13 protein-coding genes and 4 pseudogenes are annotated in these 20347 nt (G+C 69.2%); 6 read left to right on the top strand and 11 right to left on the bottom strand.

Annotated features, from left to right (window positions below):
* Positions 1 to 52 precede the first annotated feature (52 nt).
* A complete protein-coding gene (locus tag ACWD4G_RS42250) occupies positions 53 to 1537 on the top strand; it encodes a phospholipase A2 (protein WP_451303437.1) in 1485 nt (494 codons plus the stop codon).
* A 586-nt stretch (positions 1538 to 2123) separates the two neighbouring features.
* On the top strand, positions 2124 to 2324 hold the full coding sequence (locus ACWD4G_RS42245; RefSeq protein ID WP_451303436.1) for a hypothetical protein: 201 nt from the start codon (positions 2124 to 2126) through the stop codon (positions 2322 to 2324).
* 459 nt (positions 2325 to 2783) lie between these two features.
* Here ACWD4G_RS42245 and ACWD4G_RS42240 read toward each other — a convergent pair whose 3' ends face one another.
* Entirely contained in the window at positions 2784 to 3989 is a 1206-nt protein-coding gene (locus ACWD4G_RS42240) for a tetratricopeptide repeat protein (RefSeq protein ID WP_451303434.1), read from the bottom strand.
* Positions 3990 to 4683: 694 nt separating this feature from the next.
* On the opposite strand from ACWD4G_RS42240, the gene ACWD4G_RS42235 reads away from it, so the two are divergent.
* Together ACWD4G_RS42235 and ACWD4G_RS42230 are read left to right on the top strand one after the other, a co-directional pair.
* Entirely contained in the window at positions 4684 to 5166 is a 483-nt protein-coding gene (locus tag ACWD4G_RS42235; protein ID WP_451303432.1) for a WD40 repeat domain-containing protein, read from the top strand.
* Between the two features lie 409 nt (positions 5167 to 5575).
* Entirely contained in the window at positions 5576 to 6772 is a 1197-nt protein-coding gene (locus ACWD4G_RS42230; protein ID WP_451303430.1) for an MFS transporter, read from the top strand.
* 168 nt (positions 6773 to 6940) lie between these two features.
* On the opposite strand, the gene ACWD4G_RS42225 is transcribed toward ACWD4G_RS42230, so the two are convergent.
* From ACWD4G_RS42225 to ACWD4G_RS42185, 9 genes and pseudogenes are all read right to left on the bottom strand, one after another.
* Positions 6941 to 7417: a nuclear transport factor 2 family protein gene (locus tag ACWD4G_RS42225; RefSeq protein ID WP_451303428.1), complete on the bottom strand. Its 477-nt coding sequence runs from the start codon at positions 7415 to 7417 to the stop codon at positions 6941 to 6943.
* Positions 7418 to 8236: 819 nt separating this feature from the next.
* Complete coding sequence (locus ACWD4G_RS42220; RefSeq protein WP_451303426.1) at positions 8237 to 9058, bottom strand: lipase family protein; 822 nt, start codon at positions 9056 to 9058, stop codon at positions 8237 to 8239.
* 471 nt (positions 9059 to 9529) lie between these two features.
* Positions 9530 to 9979: a hypothetical protein gene (locus ACWD4G_RS42215; RefSeq protein ID WP_451303424.1), complete on the bottom strand. Its 450-nt coding sequence runs from the start codon at positions 9977 to 9979 to the stop codon at positions 9530 to 9532.
* 328 nt (positions 9980 to 10307) lie between these two features.
* A pseudogene (locus tag ACWD4G_RS42210) lies at positions 10308 to 11204 on the bottom strand (TniB family NTP-binding protein); the annotation flags it as partial.
* Positions 11196 to 12125, bottom strand: a pseudogene (locus tag ACWD4G_RS42205) (transposase); the annotation flags it as partial. The pseudogenes ACWD4G_RS42210 and ACWD4G_RS42205, both read right to left, overlap by 9 nt.
* A 1727-nt stretch (positions 12126 to 13852) precedes the next feature.
* Positions 13853 to 14449 (bottom strand): annotated as a pseudogene (locus ACWD4G_RS42200) (TnsA-like heteromeric transposase endonuclease subunit); the annotation flags it as partial.
* A 12-nt stretch (positions 14450 to 14461) separates the two neighbouring features.
* Positions 14462 to 14689, bottom strand: coding sequence for a hypothetical protein (locus tag ACWD4G_RS42195; protein WP_451303422.1), 228 nt, complete (start codon positions 14687 to 14689; stop codon positions 14462 to 14464).
* A 238-nt stretch (positions 14690 to 14927) separates the two neighbouring features.
* The gene (locus ACWD4G_RS42190; RefSeq protein WP_451303420.1) at positions 14928 to 15263 is read right to left on the bottom strand and encodes a hypothetical protein; all 336 of its coding nucleotides are present in this window, start codon (positions 15261 to 15263) and stop codon (positions 14928 to 14930) included.
* Positions 15264 to 15407: 144 nt separating this feature from the next.
* The gene (locus ACWD4G_RS42185) at positions 15408 to 16664 is read right to left on the bottom strand and encodes a helicase associated domain-containing protein (protein WP_451303418.1); all 1257 of its coding nucleotides are present in this window, start codon (positions 16662 to 16664) and stop codon (positions 15408 to 15410) included.
* A 112-nt stretch (positions 16665 to 16776) separates the two neighbouring features.
* Here ACWD4G_RS42185 and ACWD4G_RS42180 point away from each other — a divergent pair, with 112 nt between their 5' ends.
* Both ACWD4G_RS42180 and istB read left to right on the top strand, forming a co-directional pair.
* Positions 16777 to 18135, top strand: coding sequence for a Mu transposase domain-containing protein (locus ACWD4G_RS42180; RefSeq protein ID WP_451303416.1), 1359 nt, complete (start codon positions 16777 to 16779; stop codon positions 18133 to 18135).
* Complete coding sequence (istB, locus tag ACWD4G_RS42175; RefSeq protein ID WP_451303414.1) at positions 18132 to 18938, top strand: IS21-like element helper ATPase IstB; 807 nt, start codon at positions 18132 to 18134, stop codon at positions 18936 to 18938. Before ACWD4G_RS42180 ends, istB begins: the two co-directional genes overlap by 4 nt.
* 625 nt (positions 18939 to 19563) lie before the next feature.
* On the opposite strand, the pseudogene ACWD4G_RS42170 reads toward istB, so the two are convergent.
* Positions 19564 to 20347, bottom strand: a pseudogene (locus ACWD4G_RS42170) (hypothetical protein); the annotation flags it as partial.

Below are 20347 nucleotides of genomic sequence, written 5' to 3'. Positions count from 1 at the left end.
CCGCCGCCACTGAGCCCTCGTACGAAACATCCCGGAAAGGAAAGGAACTGACATGAACCCCATCGAGCCCATACCCGCCCCACGGGCACCCAGGCGGGCTGCCGCCCTGTGGCGCCGATTCCACGGCGTGTTCCGCATGCTGTGCCTGCTGACCGTCGGAGTCCTGGCCCTGGGCGCCACGGCGAACGCCGCCCCCTCGAACCAGCCGGGCGCGATCTACGACTCGGTGGCGCCGCTCGAACTGGAACAGATCGTCGCCACGAGCAAGGGTGTCTACGGCCTGTCCGTCGACCACCGGGGCGTCTACGAATGGTCGCCCGGCCAGGACGGCTGGAAGCGGGTGTTCGGGGGCACCGCCAAGCTCTACGGGGGTGGTGACACCGTCTACGCGACCGATCCGTCCACCGGCAGCATCTGGAAGTACAACGGCGACGGATGGGACCGCATCGGCAACCCCGGCCTCACCTTCGCCGCCGCCAACGAGAAGCTGTACGGCATCAGCCCCGACGGCGGCGGAGTCTGGGAGTACAGCGGGAAGAAAGACGTCTGGAACAAGATCGGCGGCCCGGCCAAGGACATCTACATCGGCCCCGCCAAGAAGGTGATACCCGGCTTCGGTTCCGACAAGACCCGGTACGGTCTCGACAACGTCCTGTACGCCACCAACCGGGACACCGGCGACCTCTACAAGTACGGCGACAAGCCCTACAAGTGGACCAAGGCCGGCGACCCCGGCACCACGTTCGCCGTGACCGACAACAACGTCTACGGGCTGAACTCGGACGGCTCCGTCTTCGAGCGCGACCCGAAGAAGGGCGACTGGAAGACCGTCGGCGAACGCGCCGAGCACATCGTCGCCAGCAACACCCTCTACGCCGTCAACCGGGACACCCACAACCTCTACCAGTACGCCGGCACGCCCCACCAGTGGAACCGCATCAGCGGACCCGCCGCCGCCTTCGCCACCAGCGGCGACGACCTCTACCGGCTCGCCCCCGACCGGCGCTCCGTCCAGAAGTACGACGGCGACGGCAAGAACGACCAGTGGCTCGACCTGCGGGGGCCGGCCGTCCCGGCCGGCCGCGAGGAGAAGATCGCCCGTCTCAACAGCCTCATCCAACTCGGCCCCGAAGCCAAGAGCGCATACCAAGAGGCACTCGACGCGCACCGCGCGGGCAAGCCCGACCCGTACGAGTTCAGGTGGACGACCAACAAGTGCAATTCCCCCGCCCCGAACTCGTTCGGCGGCTACGACTTCACCCCCGCCTGTGTCCGGCACGACTTCGGATACCGGAACTATCGGGACCTGTTCGGGGAGGACAACTTCCGCACCAAGCCGAACGGAAGGGCTCTCATCGACGAGATCTTCCTCCAGGACATGAACGCGATCTGCGACGCCCAGGGACAGCCCAGTCCCTACGTGCCCGTCCCCGACATCTCGGCCGCCGCCGGATGCAAAGCAGCCGCCCAGACCTATTACAGGGTCGTCGCCGGCACGGCGCTCGCGGAAAAGTGGTGGGACAAGCTCTTCGGCTGAGTGACAACTGCCACCTGAAAGACCGGTGAAACTCGCTCATCCCGCACAGCGGACCTGAAACGCGTTCGCCAAAATGGAACAGTGACAAGGCAGGGCCCGTCCCGGTCGGCGGTGGTGATCCACTCACCACCGCCGACCGCTCGTGGTGGCGATCGATTGTGGGACGTCGCGCGATTCCCCAGTTCAGAAGTTCCTGGCCGTCCCCACGGGGACGGCCAGGCGGAGGGCGGTCCTCTCGGGCCGCCCGGCAACCAGCCGATCCTTCAGATCCGAGGCAGACGTTCAAGGATGAGTGCAGCTCATCGCGGTAGCGACGCCGAAGGCGTCCGTGACGGCCTGCCTCAGACCCGGAATTGCCTGACCGTCGACACGGCTGCGGCTGGCTGGGCCGCCGTCAGCGGATTCAAGGTTTGGCCAGGTTTCCGCAAGCCCGGTCATGCAGGGTGGTTTCACCACCGAAGAGCGGACCACAGGCCGGCTCTGGTCCTCTTTTGCCGTTCGGCCCGCCTCATCTGGACGGAACCGCCCGGCAACAGCCGAAACCGCGCCCCGGCCGGGCGCGGCCCACAAGGGGAGGGAACCCGACATGCGCATCCGACGCGCCCTCGCCGGCGCGGCCGTAGCGGCCGCACCCGCCGGCGGCCTCGCCGCAAGCCCTGCGGCGACCGGCACGTCCTGGGCCGGCGATGCCCAGGTGGCTCCTGCGGCACCTGCCGCTGCGGACACAACAGCCATCACCGGTTACATCTACTCCGGGAACGCCTCCTGGGACCAACCGGCCGCCTGAGAATGAACCGCCGCGCCCCGCCACGGAAACAATCCGTGGCGGGGCGTTGAGGTCCGCCCGGAGCACCCACTGGGTCCAGCAACCGTCATGGCCTCATGGCGACGAAGAACCAGGCGACAGGCTGCGAAGTATCGCCCATCCCACCGCCTGCGCCTCAGTCGCGCGGCTCCACGGCACCTGGCCTCCGCAAGCCGCATCGAACTAGCCGCACCCAGCAAACCCTGCCGGCCCACTCGCCCGTGCACATGAAGGGAATGGCCAACCGAAAGCTGACTTGGCTGGGCCAGGGGCGCCTGCCCGTCGGCGCGACCACGGAGCCGGACGCATGACGTACGAGCCCCTCATTGGCGCGGGGGTGTCGATGCCGAGGGCGGTCAACTCCGCGGCGGCGTGTATGAACCCCACGGACCTGGTGCCGGCTCACGGCCTTGGGCAGCATCGGCGGAAGCGCATGCCGGGTCAGCTCAGCTCTTCGAGCTGCCGCCGTACGTCCGCCGTCAGCGGGTCGTCCGGGCCCAACGCCCGTTCGCACCGCGCCAGCGTGTCCCGAAGCAGTTCCAGGGCGTCACCCTTGCGCCTGCGGGACGACGCGTAGAGCTGGGCCAGTCCGCGCATGGCCGCCAGCGTTTCCGGGGCATCGGGACCGTGTACGCGTTCCCGGGCCGACGCCGCCGCCCGAACCTCGTCCGGCTTGCCACGGTACTCCGCGTACTCGCAGGCCCTGATCAGCTCCTCTCGTACATGACGGGTGTCGGGGTGATCGGTACCGAGCGCCCGCTCGGACCGGTGCAGCGTCCTTTGCAGCACGTCGAGTGCCTGTACCACGGAGTTGAGCAGCAGCGCCGAGCTCAGGGCGCACGCCGTCCGCAGGGCCTTCGGGTGGTCCGGCCCCAGGGTGCGTTCCAGCTCGGCCAGTTCTGCCGCGAGCGCTCTGGCTTCGTCGCGGGACAGCAAGCCCAGCTGGCTGCGCGCGTTGGTCATGTCGTCGCGCGCACGGCGGACGTCCGGGTGGGTGGGGCCCAGCACGCGGCCGAGATGGGCATGGGTCTGGGTGAGCAGCGCCAGCGCCGCCACCGGCTGTCCGACCGCCAGGTACGCCTCCGCCACGCGCTGGCGCAACTGGAGCGTCGCGGTGTCGTCGGCGGGCAGCGTCGCCTCGTGCGCGGCGAGAACCTCCTCGTACACCGGCAGAGCACGGTCGGGGAAGTCGAACTCCCAGTAGTCCTCGGCCTCCTGGTAGCGCTCGCCGCGCAGTTCGGGATGGTCAGCCAATTGAGACGGCGGTGGTTCGGGCCAGGATTTCGCGGCTTCCTCCTGCCCGGCCTTCGCCTGCGCCATGAGTGCGGCGGTCTTCTTGTCCAGGCCGTACGGGTTGTCGGCGCTCTTGGGGAACCGGCGTCCGATGTAACGCGAGCCGGTCAGGGATCTGTTGAGGGTGATGATGCGGTAACGGCCCAGTGGCCAGAGGGGTATCCACAGGACGCAGAAATACTCCCGTCTGATGACAGAGCCGCATCGTGGGCAGGGGTCGGCCGCGCCGTAGAACATGGTGCCGATTCCGTTGACGGTCTCCGTGTCCGGCGCATGCCACGCGATGGTCTCGTCCGTGCACGGTCCGCAGAACGGATGAACGCCTTGCCGGGCGCCCTGGCTGGCCCGCTCCATCTCGCACTCCCGTCGCTCGCTGCTCGGCTCGCCGGCGCGGATCAATCCGGCACACCGCTCGCGGGCCCTGAAAGGGAGCCGCTGCACCGGACGGCCCGCAATAAGGGCTTCGGGGCGCCACACGCCGTGCCCCAAACCTATTCACACCGCCGGGGAGGGGTCCCGGCGTCCACAGACTGCTGCTCGCCGCCGCGAGCACCGCGCTCCTGCTGTGCGTTGGACCCGGCCCGAGCCGCAGTGTCCCAGGCTGTCCTCCACGATGCCCGCTGGTCGACGGTGGGCGAGCCCGGCCGTGGACGGGCGGCAACATTCCCAGAATCGAACGGCCGACCGCACAAGACTCCAACCGCACAAGAATCCATGGGGCAGCGGTAAGAGGCGGCAGGACGGGACAGTTCACGGTCACCCACGACGTCAACCGCGGGACGACACACGGATGCCGCCCCTCACCCTGATTTCCGGATGCCTTCATTTCCGGGCGAAGTTCTAGAACTTGACCAGGTCAGACGCCTCGTCCCGAGCAAGGCTCGACCCCGCACCGGCCCACGCCGAAGGAGACCACCATGTACACGCCCAACCCGTCGCACCATCCACCCGCGCTGATCGAGACTCTTGCCTGGCAGCCGGAACCGGCCTCGGCCACCTGTCCCTCCGGACCAGGAGGCCGGGGCGCGACGGCACCTGGCGCACTGTCTTGAAAGACGTGCGGATCGGTGACGGTGCTCCTGCGCTCTGGCCATCAGCCGCCGACGGGCGCACCCTTGCGATCAGCCCCGACGGGCGACGCACCCTTGCGATCAGCCCCGACGGCACGACCGTCTGCCTGCTCGACTTGACGCGCCTCACTCCGGGCGTCGCACGGCTCAAGCCGCTGGGGACACGCGGCGATTCCGTCCGTGGCATCGCCTTCGACCCCGACGGACACACACCCTGGCCAGCACTGGCGCCGGCAATCAGGTCAGGCTATGGGACATGGTGCGCCGAAAGCCTGCCTGGGCCCCGCTCGTCGACTTGCCCCGAACGGGTCATCGGCCTGGCCTACAACCGCCGGGGCACCCTGCTCGCCACCATCGGCCTCGACGACGTCGTCCGCCTCTGGAACACGCATCCCTGGCAGTTGCACGCAGCCCTCACGGGGCCATCAGCGGGACCGGGAGAGATCGACTGGTTCCTGTAGGGCGCCTCAGCTCCGGCACTTATCGGCACCGCTGAAACGGGGCCCCGTCATACCGGGAGGGGTACTCGACCACTTCGTCGGCGGGCTTGCGGCAGAGCACGCTATTGCTGTCGCCCCTTCTGGCCCAGACCCAGACCCAGACCCAGACCTAGACCCGGGCCAGGGCCGAGGCGACCGATTGACGATCACAGCGGGCCCTTCTTCACTCGTTTCTGCGCGCCGTTTCCTCTACGCTCGCGGAGGTCATCAACTACCGCATGACATCTGCCCGGTGACGGAGTCGGCGTGGGGTGCGCGTCCCCGCTCCACGCCACCACTGGACGGCTTCAGGCGCAGCCACGGGTCGGCACATCCGGACGCCGACGACCCCGTGTGGCGCGTCCCGCCGGGTGGCCGATAGGGGTGCTTCGTGTCTTCGGCTTCGGTGAACTACCGTATGTTGCTGCGTACTTCGGGTGCTGTGGCGTTTTTTCTTTCCGCTGCGGTCGGGCGTCTTGGCATCGCTATGACGGGTATCGGCATGGTCTGGCTGGTGCACGCGCGTACCGGGTCGTTTGCTGCCGCAGGTCTTGTCGCTGGCGGGTTCGGGGTCGCGGACGCCGTTGCCGGGCCGCAGATCGGGCGTTTTGTCGATCGGTTCGGGCAGGCGCGGGTGCTTCCCGGCGTGCTGGGCGTACATGCCGGGGCCGTGATGCTGTTGCTCACCGGTGGCGTTCCGGACCTTGTTGCCGGAGTGCTCGTCGGGGCAACGCTGCCCCAGCTCGCGGCTCTGTCCGCGGCCCGCTGGTCCGTCCTGCTGTCCGGCGAACGGGTTGCCGCGCTGCCCACTGCCTTCGCCTTGGAGGCTCTCGCCAACGGCGTGTCCTATCTGGCCGGCCCGGCTCTGGTGAGCGTCCTGGGGGCGGCAGGCCACCCGGGCGCCGGGGTGCTGCTCGCGGCCGCGCTCGTCGTCGGCGGCGGGCTCGCCCTGGCTGCCCAGCGCCGCACCATGCCGCCCCTCGCCAGCCGCGCCGAACGCCTGCACGCCGGACGTGCTCTGCTGCGTTCCGCGTTCTTGCGGCAGGCCGTGCTCGGTCTCGCGCTTGGGGTGTTCTTCGGCGCGATGCAGGTGTCCGTCGCCGCGTACGCTGTCGGTCGAGGCACGCCGGACGCGGCAGCAGTGCTCTATTTTGCCTTCAACTGCACCAGTCTGGCCGGTGGTTGGGCCTGCGGAGCGTGGCGCTCCGGGGGCTCACCCCGGCGCCACCAGGCCGCAGCCGCCGCCTGCCTCACTCTCGCGAGCCTCCCGCTGACCTTCCTGGATGGCCCCGTCGCGGTCGGTATCACTCTTGCCCTGACCGGACTTGCCGTTCCTGTCCTGCTGATCCTGACTTCCGTCCTCACTGAGGCGTCGGTCCCGCGTGCCGTCCTCACTCAGGCGTTCACCTGGGGCAACTCCGCGAGCGCCGCGGGAATAGCGGGCGCTGCGGCACTCGCGGGACGAGCGGTCGACGCGGGCGGTGCACACGGCGGCTTCGGCGTGGCGGCGGGGGCCGGGGTGGCGATGACGGCCCTGGCGCTCGGCGGCCTGCGGGACTTGTCAGCAGCCGAGGATGCGCGACCTTGACACGGGCCGGGGAGGGTCATGATCGGGACGCCGGGGAGGGGGCGGGACGTCGTGGACGGTCGGTGTCGACCATCCAGTCTCGACTGTGTACTGCTCTCCTGCTGGCTTGCGAGTACCAGGGTGGCCCGAACACGGGGAACGGCCACGGGCTGACGGGGTGTTTGTCGGTCAGGGCGGGCTGGGGCTGTCCAGGTGTTGCGTCGGCCCGCCGAAGGGCAGGACGAGGGTGCGTGTGGCCAGGAGCCAGGTGCCGTCGATTTTGCGGAAGGTGTCCTGGTAGTGGCCGATGTTCGCCGGCAGCCGGGGCGCTATCAGTGCGTCTTCGGTGTATCCGTCGACTCGGTAGGTCGCGAAGTAGGTGGTTGCTGCGGCAGTGTCCGGTGAGTCGAGGGTGACCAGGATGTTCGTGCACATTCGGCGGGACAGCCGATCCACCGGTCGAGAGCCGAAGTACTCGCGCAGAGCCTCCCGGCCTTCGATCCGCCGCTGGCCGTACGGCCATTGCCAGACGCCGTCGGGGGTGAAGAGGTCGCAGACGGTGCTGGGCTCACCGAGGTCGAGCCGACGGACGAGTTCCAAGATCAAACGTTCACAGGCGCGTTCGGCGAGGAGGCGCTCCATCGGGTCAAGATCGCTGGTGGTCATCTCCACTTCCTACCAGCCCTACGTGCGCGTCCACGATTTCTTTGCCTGGCACCTCCCTGAATGAATGCCGCATTCGCCGGACTCGGGATCGCGTCAGGGTGGAGTGCCTGCGGGTGCAGCCGAGGACGAGCGATTTTGACATGTTCCGAAGGCTGGCCGCCATCACGGCATCAGTCAGCGGTGCCGGCCCTTTCCGGTGTTGTCCGTTCTCATCGGTGTTTGCGGGCTGTCGGTCACTGAGTGCTGCCCAGGACCGTCGGGAGTCGTTGCTCGCTCTCGCCTGCGAAACCCCATGCGCCTTGGCGGAGTGCCAAGGCAGTGCCGCCACGCCGAAGCGCTTGCGGAGGGCAGGGGCGATCTCGATGGCGGCGGGTGCGACGGTGGCGTCGAGGCGGCTGGGGAGCTGTGCGGGTCTGGTGGTTGTGGGGACGGCGGTGCGACTGGCTCCGGGCAGGGGCTTCATTGGCTGGGCGAGTTCGTGCACGGTCATCTCAGGAACGGGTGTGGCGGCCGCGGTCAGTGATCGCAGAAGGCTGTTTCGGCGGGCGGTGCGGCAGTGCACGCTGGACGCCATCCGTGCCGCCTCAGCCTTCGCTTCCCCCCTCTGTGGCGTTGTGCGGTCCTGGGCAGCTCCGCCGCACCGGGGGTCTTCGCCATGATCAAGCCCGGCAGGTGTTCATGACGCTGGTGGCTGATGCGATGCGCCTGGACGGATGTGGAGATCGGGCGGTACGGCGGTCGGCGCGCGGTGCTCGCGCCGCGTGCCGGGCCAGGAGCCAGGAGCCAGAAGCCAGAGACCAGAAATCAGGGGGCAGGGGGTTAGGTGATGTTCTTTTCCAGTGCCGCGAGGTAGCTGTGCATGAAGTGGTCGCGGACACCGTCGCTGGCGGGTGCCAGTGGGTCGGCCAGCAGGCCGGCTGCCCGGTCGGTGAGTCCTGCGATGAGGGGCATCGCTTCGCGGATCTTGCCGTGGGAGTCGATGTAGCGCAGTGCCTCGACGTGGGTGTAGGGGGGTGCGGGCGGCAGTTGGGGGACGATGTCGTTGTTGTTCACGAACCGGTACATGCGGTCTTTGAAGCCCTTGTTGTAGGCCTTGGCCAGGGTGGTGTCGCAGGTGCGGGGCTGGCCGTAGGTGTAGACGCCGTCGGCGGTCAGGCGCGGCTCTTCCAGGTGCATGCGGGCGCCGGCGAGCATGGCGAGCGCTCCGCCCAGGCTGTGTCCGGTGAACCAGACGGTCTGGCCGTTGGTGCGCAGTTCGGCGTGGGTGTTCTTCACGTCGGGCCAGATCGACTGGAGTGCCTGGGCGAAGCCGTCGTGGACGTGTCCGGTGCCGGCCGGGCCTTTGCGGGGCGGGGTCGTGGCGTCGGAGAGCCAGTCCTTGATCTGCTGCGGTTCGGTGCCGCGGAACGCGGTGACGATCGTGTCGTCGCTGGCCATGGTGTAGGCCTGGGTGTCCTGCAGCGGGAACGGCGGGGTGAACCGCGTTTCGTGATGCCGGACGGTGTCGAACCCCCACTGCCCGGCCTGCGCCTCGATGGCGGTTTCGTCCTTGTAGGCGAGGGCCGAGGCCAGGGCGAGCCAGTAGGCGCGTTCGGGGTTGTAGCCGGTGGAACGGTGATCGATCTTCACGGGAACAGCCACAGCAGTATCCTCCTTGCCCCGGACCGGAATTCGGCGGGCCGGCCGCTCACACCCGAAGGCCGCCCCGTTCGTCATATGCCTCCGCCGCCGGCCGCCCTAGCGCCGCACACCTACTTCCACCCGTACAGTCCAGCGCGCCGTCCGACCACCCGGTCCAGTGACACGGGCCGCACGCTGTCCGCCCACGGCAGCACGGAGGTCCCGGTGTGGCGTAGCTGTTGCGCCTGCTTATTGATCTTGTTTGTGGCCTGCTGTTGCTCAGTTGTACTGAGCGGTATGCCTGTTCCGTGGGTGGGGTTTACGCGGAGTCGAGTGTCCGGCGACGGGTGTCACGTTGGCTGAGCTGGCTGTTTGTGCTGCGCAGTGATGCTGGGTGTGGTGGGGGTTTTGCGCAGGGTAGTTGGCGCGCCTATAGGTGCCGGTGTTGTCGGCCGGTCTTGTGCGGGCTGGGCAGCGAGGGGCGTGGTTGGTTCAGCGGGTGGCGAGGCGTTTCCGGAGCAGGTTGTGGTCGGCGGGTGCGAGGCGGGGCAGTTGGAGGCGGCGCGCGAGGTGGTGGAGGAAGGCGGTCTGCTGGGTGCGGGTCAGGGGGTGCGGGGGCAGGCGGTCAAGGGCTGCGGCCAGGGTGAGGGTCTCCGGGTAGGTGATCAGTTCCCGGCAGGTCAGGGCTGGGGAGGCCGGGCTCGAGGGGATGCGGGGGTTGGCGGCGATGAGCTGGTGCAGGCGCATCCGCCAGCGCTGGTGGAGATGTTGGTGGTGGTCGTACCAGCGTGTCGTGATCGTCGATGCCCAGCTAAGGGAGACCGGTGTCGCCGGGCGGCGCGCGCGAAGGTGGGCTTGGGTGAGTTCGGGGACAGCTTGGATGCCGAGGGGCGCGGGGTGCCGGGGGTCGCTTGAGGCCTGCTGGTGGCGGGTGCAGATCATGATCCGGGGCAGGCCTGGCGGCGGATGGATCCACGCGGAGGCTGCTGCGTGCGGGCTGCGGCGGATGGTGCAGGCGGTACACGCCGGCAGTGGCTGCAGGGCGGTCTCGAGGGTGTGCCAGCGGGCGGGGCGTGTTCGGTGCCGGTGGCGGTGATTCCGAGTCCGTCGAGGAGCTGGGCGGGGCTGAGGCGGTAGGTGGCGGCGAGGCGGGTGAGGTAGGAGGCGGTGGCCTCGCCGGACAGCGGCCGTACGCGCAGCGGGCCGGGCACGGATGGCCACATGGTGGCGGCCCTCACTGGGGGCGATGGCCTGGTTGCGGCCGGGGAGGTCACCGGCCGCTGGTGCGGGTATGGCGGCGGGCGGGGTTGCGGGGCCGGTAGTGCTCTTCGGCGAGGTGGTCGAGCGCGATGCCGTCCAAGAGTGTCTTGGTGATGCGTTCGCTGCTGTCGAGGATGGCTTCGATGGCGGCTTGGCGGATCAGGCGGGAGAGGCTGCCGATCCGTCCGGCGGTCCGTTCGTGCAGGTACGGTGCCGGCTTCGGCAGGCTGCCCGCGCGGTGGGCGTGCAGGTCGAGGGCCTGCTCCAGGGCGGCGATCAGCTCCCTGAATGGCTCCCGCTCGCCGGCTCGGGCGGGCAGTGCCCCGCAGTCGATCAGAGAGGCGCGCCCGGCCAGCTGCGCCCCGCGCACTCCGGTGAACACGGCGCTGTCGGTGACGTCGATGCCCGCGTAGACGAACGTGGCGCCGATGCGTTCGGTGAGGTCCTTGAGCCAGTCGGCGGCCTCGGAGCCGCTGGAGGTACGCGGGTTGAGCCGGTGGATCTCGTCGGTCAGCACGAGCTTGACCCCGGCGGCGGTGTAGGTGTGGCAGACAGCGGTGGTGATCTGCGTGGTGGTCATACGCGTGGCGACGGGGATGCCGAGGTAGCGGGCGAACTCCCCGGCCAGTGTCTTGGCGGTGGCGCCGGGCGGCACCAGCACGTAGCCGACGGGCACGCTGTCGTCGCCGGGCGCGGCGCGGCGGGTGTGGGCCAGGTGGCAGGTGCGGCCCACTTCGAGCAGCGCGGTCGTCTTGCCGGTCGTGGCTGGGCCGGTGACGATCAGGGACGGGCGTGCGGTGACGTTCTGGTGGTGGCCGAGGATCATCAGGGTGCGCACATTGCGCGAGAGGGTTTCGATGGCCGGGGTGCGCACGGTGACGAACTGTTAGTGGTAGGCCAGGCGTTCCAGGTAGTCGGCGCCGGTCAGCGGCAGCGGCACGTACCCGGACGCGCCCAGCAGCGCGCCCCACATCTCGCTCGGGGTGAGGGCCTTCTTCGGCAGGAGCGGATGGCGCAGTCCTTCGTGGGGGCGGTGCTGCCAGCGGGCGGTGATCCACTCATCGAGCAGTTCCTGCAACTGGGCCACGATGAACCGCGCTTCGTCTTCCGCCGCCTTGCCGCGCTCAAGGACGTGGGAGCCGGTGTAGCCGGCGATGTGCTGGGCGACGAGCGTGTTGATACTGCCGAAGGTCCGCTCGACGGCGCCTTTGGCGGCCGGCGAGCGGGGCGGCGTCGGCTGCACGCTCACTCCCAGGGTTTCGCAGGCGGCGAGGAAAGCGGCGGAGACGAAGATGGCCCCGCGGTCGATGACGATCGTCTCGGGCACCACCACCGGCCGCGCCGCCGCCTGTTTCAGCCGCGCGTCGAGGGCGAGCAGCCGGTCGTAGGGGACGGCTGCGTGGGCCAGGCGCAGATGGCCGGGCCAGCCGGGCCGTGCGGGATGGGGCACGGCCATCTCCGCCAGCAGCAGGGCGGCGTCCACGGCCTTGGTGCCCTCCTCGCGCAGCACGGCCGCCACCACCGAGCGGGTTGCTACATCGAGAGCGATCGTCAGTTCCGGGCGCACTGGCTTTCCGTCCTCGCCGATGGCCATCACGTCGAGGCGGGTGGTGTCGACCTGCACCAGCTCGCCCGGCCGCAGTGCCACCGTCGGCGTGTAGGGCCGTACCGGTGTGGTGGTGGCGGTGCGGGCCGGCCGTCCGGGATGCTCCAGAGGATCGGCGAGCACGCGCACCAGCCGGTTGAACACCGAACCGCCGGTCGTCTCGCTGACCGGCTGTGCGCCCGCGCCGCGGAGCGCAAGGACGCCGCCGGTGCGGCGCCGGACCATCTCGTCGAACGGGCGCAGGGTGTGCTCGCCCTGCGCCCACCCGATCGCGTGGAGCAGGCCGTCTGGCAGCCGGACGAAGACCTGCCGCGGGTCGTGGGGATGGTGGTGGACCTCCCACCGCTGGCCGCGGCCGCGGTGTTCGTCCAGACACGCATCGTCGTAGAGGCGCCCGCCCAGCCGGATCCCGGAATCGGTGAGGGCGCACCGGCGCGCCGGCAGCAGTTCGCCGTAGTGCTGCCCGGCCAGCGGCAGCGGCACCATCCCGGCCGCGCCCAGCAGCACCTCCCACATCTCCTTGGGGGCGAGCCCCGCCCGGGGCAGCAGCGGATGGCGCAGCTGCTCCTGGGGGCGCTGGTGCCACCTGACGGTGATCCATTCGTCCAGCAGGTCCTGCAGCTGCGGCATGCTCCAGTACGCCCCGACCGCCTCTCCCGCTGCGCATGCCTCTTCCGCCGTGGTGGCGTGCCGCGCGAACAGGCCTGCGAGGACCTCCAGCGTGCGCACGGCGCCGCGCTTTGCGCCCGCCGTCCGCAGCGGGGCCGGCTCCAGGCTGATGCCCAGGCCCTCGCACACGGCCAGGACAGCGGAGGTGACGGCGGCTGTGGACTGGTCGACGACGAGCGTCTCGGGCAGGGCCGCCGGACGCGCTGCCGTGGCCTCGATCCGTGCGGGCAGTGACACCAGCCGCCGGGCAGGCCCGCCCGCATGGGCCTGCTCCAGCAGGGCCGGCCAGCCCGGGCGCTGCGGCCTGGGCACGGCCATCTCGGCCAGCAGCACCGACAACTGAACCGGCCCGTCCTGGGGCGGGTGCAGCACGGCGGCCGGCACGCAGCCGCTCGCCGCGTCCAGTGCCGCCGTCACCGCCACCGGCACCACACCCCCGTCCTCGCCCACTGCCCGCAGACCCAGGCGGGCGGTGGCGATGTGGACCCGCTCGGCGGGCCGCAGCGCAGGCGGCGGGCCGCCCGAGCGGGCCGTGCCGGTGGCGGTGCGTGCCGCACTGCCCGGCGGCTCGGCCGGATCCGCCAGCGCCTTCACCAGCCGGTACAGCGACGAGCGGCCGGGCAGCTTCACCCGGGCTGGCCCGTAGGTGTCCGCCACGATCTGCTCGGCCAGCTCGATGACCTGCAAGGTGGTGGTCTTCGACCGGCCCCGGCGCCGGCGCAAGGCCTCCAGCACGGCGGCCACCACCCGCTCGTCGGTACGCCCGGTCGCCGATCCGGTGCGCAGGTGGCGCTTGTCGACCGGCCCCCACAGCCCCTGCCGCTGGTAGACCAGCCGCATCCGCTGCACCGTGGTCCGGCTGGTCCTGGCCCAGCCCAGCGCGGCCAGTTCACGCGCCTTGACCTCTTCCCGCTCGGCGAGGGTGAAGCGCTGCGGGTCGTATTCAGGCCGGGGCACGCCCCCGCTTGCCGGGCCGCCGGGCAGCCCGGTCTCGACCTCGCGGATGTGCCGCAGCCAGGCCAGGGCCCGCTCCTGCGCGGCCAGCGGCACCGTCTCCCACAGCGCCGGGGCCGGCGGCTTAGCGGCCGCGGGACCGGTCACCGAGAAGCCGGGCGCGGACACCAGATGGGCGGCCAGCACACACCCGGTGGCCCCGCCCTCGGCGACCAGGTGCACCCGCCCGTCGACCAGGCCGGTCACCTGCCAGGTGCGGCCCTCGAACGTGACCTGAGAACCCACCTCAACACACCGCCCACCAGGGGCGGTCACCACGCGCTTGCTCAACTCTCCTGCTGCTCCCGCCGTTTCCCGTCGCCTGCGGCCGGGCCGGGCGCAACCAGCGTGGGCTCGCCCAGCGGCCGTGTCAGGTCCGCGGCCAGCCGACCGCTCCACAGCGCGTGGTAGAGCACCGGCAGCGCGGTGAGGACCTCGCCCGCAGCCGCGGCCCCGGCCATCAGCGGCCTGGGGGTGGTGAACGCCTGAATCACCGCCTGCTCAAGTCCGTCGGCGTCGCGGTGGCGCAGGTGGCGGTAGCCGGCCAGCCACCGCACATTCGCTGCCACCACCTTGTCCGGCGGCACAAGGCGCCGGTAGGTGAACCCCACCGCCGCACACGCCGCTTCAAGCGCCGCGGCGGCGCGCTCGGCCCGGCCGGCGGCGGGAGCCGTCGTGGCGGGGCAGTCGGCGAGCAGCGCGCGGCCGTCGGCGTAGCGGGCGAACAGTTGCGGCACCCACGTCAGCGTCCGCCGGCTGTCCGGATCCCGCCAGATCAGCCGCACCGGCCGCGCCGACAGCGACACCACTTGCGGATCGCGGTCCAGGATCATCAGCTGCATGCACATCGCCTGCGAACCGTGTATCACATGCCGCCCGGTCGTGGCCGACCACCATCAGCCCGGCCCCCACCGCCACCCCGGCACCACCGGGAACGCCGCCACCGGCGCCAGCTGCTCGAACCTGACCGCCACGGCCGCCTCCACCCAGCGGCGCTGCACCAGCGTGCCGTCCGCCCCGGCGAACTCCGCCTCCACCGGGCCCGGTTCCGGAACCCGGCAGGTATTGCCCGCGACGGCGGGTAAGCCGTCCTGCGTGCCGTCCTGGCTGCTGTCGGTGATCACGAATTCCACATAACGTCATGCCTGTCCTGCCGCGCAGGCGAACCGGCCGGTAACCCCAACTGTGGTGCGCAGTGCGCCCGTTGGGGTGCGCACGGGGTCAAGATGCCACCCGGACACACTGGTGTCAGTGCGATCTCCTGCACTTTCCGGCTGCCTGGCCGCCCTCTTTCGGCACCACCCGCCTGTCCCCAGAGCGGACGGTGGTGCCGGGGCCGTTGCCCGGCCGCCGCCGGGTGCGTCAGTCTTCGCTACGGCCCGCGGCGAGTATCTGTAACAGCTCTTCGGCGGGCAGGCGGGACCACTGGGCTACCTCCTCCAGCGCCACCCCGGCCGCGACGGCCGCGGCGGCGGTATGCAGCACGGCCCGGTCGATCAGATCGGCACTCTGGCTGAAGTGCTCCAGCAGCGTGCGGGCCACCTCTGCGGTGGTGCCGCTCTGAGCGCCGCGCAACTGCACCAGCTCCTCGCGGGCCTCGTCGAGCAACTGCGTGATGTGGAAGCGGTGTTCGGCGGAAACGGTGGCGCGCCAACGGGTGCCCGAGCCGCCCGCCTGTGCCTCCGCCGACCATGACACGCAGCTGGCCGGCCATCGTTGCGGGCTGCTGCTCCCGCTTCAGGTGCCACGGATCGTCCCGCCATCCCGGCGGTCCGCCGCCACGGCGGGCGCCCGCGATCGCACCCCTCCAGCCGCTCAGCGGGCCGCCGTAGTCGGCCGCGATCAGAGGCCCCAGCCAGTACCGGTCCACCCGCTCGCCCAGCCGGCACAACGGGTCGTCCCCGCCCCGTACCCGAGGCCGCGTCCCGCCGCTTGCGCGCCACGCCAGCTCGGCTTTCGCCGCCACCACCGCTGGAGGTGGCTTGAGGCGCCGGTACGCCCAGCCCACGCGTGCGCACGCCGCCTCCAGGACCCCCCGCGCCCGTTGCGCGCTGTCTCCACCGGCGGTCGGGCTTGAGGGGCAGTCGGCGAGCAGGCCGGTGCCGTCCGCGTGCCGGGCGAAGAGTTGGGGCACCCACGAGCGCACCCGCCCGTCGGACGTGTGATGCCGAGGGCGGCCAAGAGGTCCTGCTGGCCGGGGTGGAGATGCTCCCAGGACTCCTGCTGGACACGGATCCAGCGGCAAAGGTCTCGGGGGAGGCTCGTCGCCGGTACACCGGCGGCACCCGTAACTGATGTGCGGAGGCGGTGGTAGGCCTGCTGCCACTGCAGGGGCCAGGGCGGATTCCACCACGGATCGATCATGGTCAGGGCTTCGGTCCGGGTGGGGGAGAGGCGGCCCTGTCGGGCGCGTTGTCGTTGCCAGGCCAGCCACTTCCCCAGCGGGAACCCGTCGAGGACGGTGCTGACGGGCGCGGCGATATGGCCGTACTCGGCCGCGTAGGCGTGAGCTTGTGCGAGCGAGGTGTCCAGGAGACCAGGCTCGGTGCGGGGAGCCGGTGGTAGGGCGGCTCGGGCTGTTTCGGCGGTGATACCGATCTTGGCCAGGAGGCGGTGCTGTTCGGGGTGGAGTGTGGCGTAGCCGGTGCACTGACGCCTCAGCCAGCCGGCCAGCTCCTTCTCAAGGCCCGTCATGCCCGTACTGCCCCCGTCGTCGTCGGCTGCGGACGCGGACCGCTCACGTACGCGACTCCAATTGCGTTGCCATTCCAAGGACCAGGGCGGGTTCCACCAGGGGTCGAGTGCTGCGAGGAGCGTGCTGAGCGGCCATGTCCCGCCTGCACTGCGGTGGTGCTTCTGCGCCTGGTGGCGCTGTTCGCTCAGCCACCGGCCCAGCGCAAACCCCTCCGGGCAAGCTGTTTGGGGCGTGGCGAGGTGGCCGTGTGTGGCGGCGTACGTGCGCGCGTGAGCCAGCCCGGGGCCTGTACCGCAGAGCTGGGCGATGACCTCGTGGGGGCGAGTGGGTTGATAGGGATCTTTGAATGTCCCCACCCCTTGATCTCTGGTGGGCCAAACCTGCTCAGTTGATCTCCCCACCATCGTGTGATCAGGCTTGGCCAGTTGGTGTGATCACAACCGGCGTGTCGGAATGAGGAATAGCGTCTGCGGAGAGCCTGCGTGTGCTTCGAATTCGGCCTGTTCGGGGGCCTGAATGCTCACGCTGGAGGAAGACGTGGACGCTCACGCGCTGCGTCGCCAGGGATGGACCATCTCGGCGATCGCACGCCACTTGGGCCGCGATCGCAAGACGATTCGGGCCTACCTGAATGGCGAACGGGTCGCGGGGAGTCATCAGTTGGCTCCCGATGCATTGGTCCCGTTCCTCGAATACTGTCGGCAGCGTCTTCGCGATGACCCGCATCTTTGGGCGTCGACGCTCTATGACGAAGTCAAAGAACTTGGCTATACAGGCGCCTATTCAACATTCACCCGCGCTCTTCGGCGTCATCAGGTGCGGCCGCACTGCGAACCCTGCAAGACCGCATCGGGCCGCGATGTCGCCGTGATCTCGCACCCTCCGGGTGAGGAGATTCAGTTCGACTGGCTTGAGCTGCCCGAAGCACCGAGCGAATGGGGCGTCGGCGAGCACGCCCACCTCCTGGTCGGCGCTCTGGCCCATTCCGGACGATGGCGGGCGGTCCTGGCAGAGTCCGAAGACTTTCCACATCTGGTGCAGGGGCTCGATCAGATCGTCCGCAAGTTGGGTGGAACCGCTCGGCGTTGGCGTTTCGACCGTATGGCAACGGTCTGCTATCCCTCGACTGGACGAGTTCTTCCGGCCTTCACCGCAGTCGCCAAGTATTACGGCGTCGGAGTTGATGTCTGCCCATCAAGGCGCGGGAACAGAAAAGGCATGGTGGAGAAGGTCAACCACTCGGCTGCGCAACGCTGGTGGCGCACTGTCCCCGACGGGCTGAGCATCCAGCAAGCTCAGTCCGGGGTCGACAAGCTGGCTGTGCGGATGGATGAGCGGCGCCGCAAGGTCGACGGCATTGCCACCACAGTCGCTGAACTCGCCGACTCGGAAAGCCTACTGGAGCTTCCCACGCGTCCATTCCCTGCCGAGTTGGAAGTCCAACGGACGGTCAGCCCGCAAAGCTTGGTGTCCTACGGCGGGAATTTCTATTCCGTCCCTCCCGGACTCTCAGGTGTCCAAGTCGGTGTTCTCTGCAGACTTGGCGAGGACACAATCCGCATCGTCACCGCCGGCCGTGCAGTTGTCGCCTGCCATCGTCAAGCTCCACGCGGATCGGGCCAGACAATTCGCGACACGGGCCACGTCATTGCGCTGGAACAGGCAGTGCTGGCCAATTTCACCGATCGGGCTCCCTGCAAGGAAAAGGTCCGCCGACCACCGTCGTCAGAGGCCCTTGCCGAGGCAGGACGCCTGCGTGAGCAGCAGGCCGGCGTGTCCTCGGCCGAACGAGTCGTCATCGACCTGTCCCACTATGCCGCCGTCGCTGACCAGCTGCGGCACCTGCCAGCACAGAAAGAGGAGAGTCAGGATTGAGCACTCCCATGCAGATGAGTGAAGCACGTCGCTATCAGCAGCTGCGAGCCCACCTGTCCTATCTCAAACTCAACGACGCGGCGGAAGCACTGAACAGAGTCCTGGACCAGTCCCGCGCCGAACGCATGTCGCTGACAGCGGCATTGGAGCGGCTGCTGGAAATCGAAGTCGAGGCCACTGAGACACGCAAACGAGTTGCACGAGAACGATTCGCCTGTCTGCCCGAGCCTTGGACCCTGCAGGACTTCGACTTCGCCGCCCAGCCGGGTGTCGACGAAAAACTCATCCGTGACCTCGCGACCCTCCGGTTCCTGGACGACGCATCGAATGTACTGTTCGTCGGTCCACCCGGAGTCGGGAAAACAATGCTGTCCGTTGCACTGGGACGGGCCGCTGTCGACGCCGGTCACCGTGTCTACTTCACCACCGCCGCAGAACTGGCTGCAAAATGCCACAAGGCCGCACTCGAAGGACGCTGGAAAACCTGCATGCGATTCTTCGCAGGGCCAAAACTCCTCATCATCGACGAGTTGGGCTATCTCCCGCTGCCTGAGGACGGCGCATCCGCGCTGTTCCAGGTGATCAACCAGAGGTATCTCAAGTCAAGCACCATCCTCACGACCAATGTCGGAATCGCCGACTGGGCTGGCGCATTCGGCGATGCGACGGTGGCTGCTGCAATGCTCGACAGGCTGCTACATCGAGCCGCGGTCGCGGGAATCGACGGTCCTTCATACCGGCTTCGCGGCCACCAAAGTCAGGCCGATGCCCTCCGGGCGGGGGTGAACGCCCGTGTCTCCTGAAACAGAACCGACTGACACCGGGAAGCGCAACTGCCTCACCTGCGGCGAAGAATTCAGCCATGAACCCGGCAGCCGGCAGCAGTACTGCGCCCGGGCATGCCGACCGAGCGCCCAAAGGGACGAAGTGAAACTCCACGTCAAACCCTGCCCCGTCTGCGGGAACGACTTCACGTCGCACCCGTCCGTCCGGCAGAAGTACTGCTCACCGATCTGCCGGCGGGACGCAGAAAATCAGCGAGAACGAGACCGTGACGAGGCACGAGCCGCCCGCCTCGGTGAGCCCACACCCCCTCTACGCGCAGTGAAAAAACGCCACTACCACGTCGGGAATCAACTCCGGATCTGCCGCCGACGGCAACCAGGAACTGCCCGCACTGCGATCAACCCGTCACAATCGTCGCTCTTTTGGCTACGCCAGAGGCTGCCAGACCGACAATCCCGTCCACGTCTCTGAACGAAATCACTCCTATTCGACGAGCCTGACACCCTCGGCCAATGGAGGACCCGCCGACCTGACGGTCGGCGGGTCCTCCAGCGCGCTCGACGATCCCCACTTTCCCCACTTCGTCCCCTCTTGAAGCAACTGAGGAATCAGAGCGAGCTTGGGGAAAATCGCAGATCCTCATCACGGTTTCGGCGGTGATGCCGATCTGCGCCAGCAGATGCTGCTGCAGCGGATGCAACTGCTGGTAGCCGGTGCACTGTAGGGACAGCCACGTGGCCCAGCCCTCACTGCCGTCCGGCCAGCCACCTTCTGCAGCCCTTGGCGCCGGTTTCGGGCATGAGCGCGGATGCGGTACCAGGTTCGCTGCCACGCCAAGGGCCACGCCGGGTTCCACCAGCCGTCGATCGCGTCGAGCACCTGAAGGTGCGCTGGTTCGCCCTGGCGGCGGGTGAGGCAACGGTGGGAAATGAGCCACTTCCCGAGCAAAAACCCCTGGTACGAGATGTTTTTGGTGGCCAGGGCCAGACATCCGTGTTCGGCGACGAAGGCGCGCGCACAGGCAACAGCCTTATCGATGCCCGCTGTCCGGCTCGTTCGGCGCGGGCGTGCGCTGCTGGCGGCCTGGGCCGTGAGGCCGATGTCGGCCAGCAGACGGCGCTGTTCGGGGTGGAGTGCGCTGTAGCCGGTGCACTGCAGGTACAGCCACTCCCCAGTCAGCACCTGGGTGTCGGGGAAGCCGTCGGCGGGGTTGAGGGGGCCATGACGCCTGACGTGATCGCGGGCGCGGTAGTAGGAGCGCTGCCACTTCACCGACCAGGGGATGTTCCACCATGGATCCAGCTCCTTCAGGGCGGCGGCCTTTTCTTCGGGCAGGGCCAGGGCGTGGGCCTGCTGGTTGTGCACCCATTTCCCCTGTCGATCTTCTATGTAGTTACGACGTGAGAGCGCTGCTGACCTGCTGTGC

Source organism: Streptomyces sp. NPDC002643, from assembly GCF_053592555.1.
Note: the sequence above shows the minus strand (reverse complement) of the source record. Positions and strands in the feature narration are given on the sequence as shown.